Origin of the sequence: Winogradskyella thalassocola (assembly GCF_900099995.1) — a bacterium.
In the GTDB taxonomy this organism is placed as follows: Bacteria; Bacteroidota; Bacteroidia; order Flavobacteriales; family Flavobacteriaceae; genus Winogradskyella; species Winogradskyella thalassocola.
This window is the reverse complement of sequence record NZ_FNCZ01000030.1, coordinates 1-1,533: the sequence shown is the minus strand read 5'-3', so window position 1 is coordinate 1,533 and position 1,533 is coordinate 1. Positions and strand designations below refer to the sequence as shown.

Genomic DNA, 1,533 nt, shown 5'->3' with positions numbered 1-1,533 from the left:
AAAATCTGGGTTAATATTTGATGCAACATATAAAAGTACGCTAGTGAAAAATTAATGGGATTTTACTTGTTTTTTAGCACAGTACTTTGTTGTAATGCGTTTTTATTTATAATATTCAATTTCTCTTGTCCAAACAAATAGTTTCTTTCCATTAACAGACTTGATTTGTTTTGTCCAATTATTTTGATTGTCAAATTCATATTCAAATTCTACTAATATGGGATTATTTTTTTCGGTATAGATTAATTTTACTTGATTCCCGTTCTTGTCGTAATGGTATTCAAAGGAAAGATTGTTTTCAGGATATTCTGGGACGAAATACTTTTCATTTGTTTTTTGATTTTCTTTGTTATAAGAATATGAAGTATATCTCTCAATCTTTCCAGCTCTGTTCAAACTTGTCTCTTTTACTAATAATCCGTTTAAGTACTCTTTAAGTATTTTCCCTTTTATTTTAGGTGATGTCTCACTGTAAAATTCTCCGTCGTAAGATTGTATTTCAATAACATCTCCATTTTCATTGTAAATAAATTTACGGTCTAACTTATTGTAACCATTTCCATCTTTAAATAATGTTCTTTTATTGTCTTTTTCAATAACTTTAAAAGGTGAGTAGCTAATTACTTCTTTAATTTTTCCGTTTGGATAGTGAGTGTATTTTGTGCCATAAGTTTCTCCATCATCATTAAAGTCTTGAGATTGTATTAAGTTATCATTTTCATCATAAACAAATTCTGAATATGAATATAGATTTGGGTCATCAGATGCATAATAAATTGTTGATTTTAACTTATTTTTTTTGTCATATTTGAAATTTCTAACTGTATAATCATCCTTTTCATAATACTTTTTTTCTTGTATTAGATTGTCATTCTTATCATACTTATAATTGAAAAAAGCAACTGTATCACCATTTTTATAAAACCAAACTTCGTAAGTTGGTTTACCTTTTTCATTCAATTCCTTATGGTAGTTAGAATAATGTACAAAAGGCGTATTATACCACCAATTATAAAACCTACTTTTAGTAAATTTTGGATTTGAAAAACCATGATGACCATAATCTCCTTCGTCACTAAATAATTTCATATTCTGCTGATTTTCATCAAGAAAATTGAGTTGCTCTCTAACAGATTTTACTTGTCCATATATCGTGTCTTTTTGTTGACCATTGGAAAATGAAAACCACAATAATGATAAAGCTAAAATCAGGTTGGTTTTGTTCATTGTTTTTATGGTAAATCTATTGGGTTTTATTTCAGTAAAAAAGTCTAAATGAGTTTAAGAATTAATTCAATGAGTAATTCAGTTAGTTGGTTTAGGCAAATGCATTACAACGTTGTTGTGTATGGTTAGTTGCGCGTGCAAGCAACTAAATTAGTAAACAAATACGAACCCGAGAAAATTCCGAAGGAATTTTCCAAATAAGCACTTGCCAAAGCAATTAATTATACACGGCTTAAGTTTACAATTCATTAAATTTAAGGATAAATTAGAAAGAACAAAAGAGAGGAATAAGGTTAATATACACGC

At 27.9% G+C, this 1,533-nt stretch carries 1 protein-coding gene; it reads right to left on the bottom strand.

Annotated elements, in window-relative coordinates:
- Window positions 1–102: 102 nt before the first annotated feature.
- The gene (locus BLT80_RS19815) at window positions 103–1,227 is read right to left on the bottom strand and encodes an ATP-binding protein (RefSeq protein ID WP_092471287.1); all 1,125 of its coding nucleotides are present in this window, start codon (window positions 1,225–1,227) and stop codon (window positions 103–105) included.
- Window positions 1,228–1,533: the final 306 nt, after the last annotated feature.

Bases quoted from the DNA above. Each gene is read 5' to 3' on its own strand.
- BLT80_RS19815 (WP_092471287.1), bottom strand. From the start codon at position 1,227: ATGAACAAAACCAACCTGATTTTAGCTTTATCATTATTGTGGTTTTCA.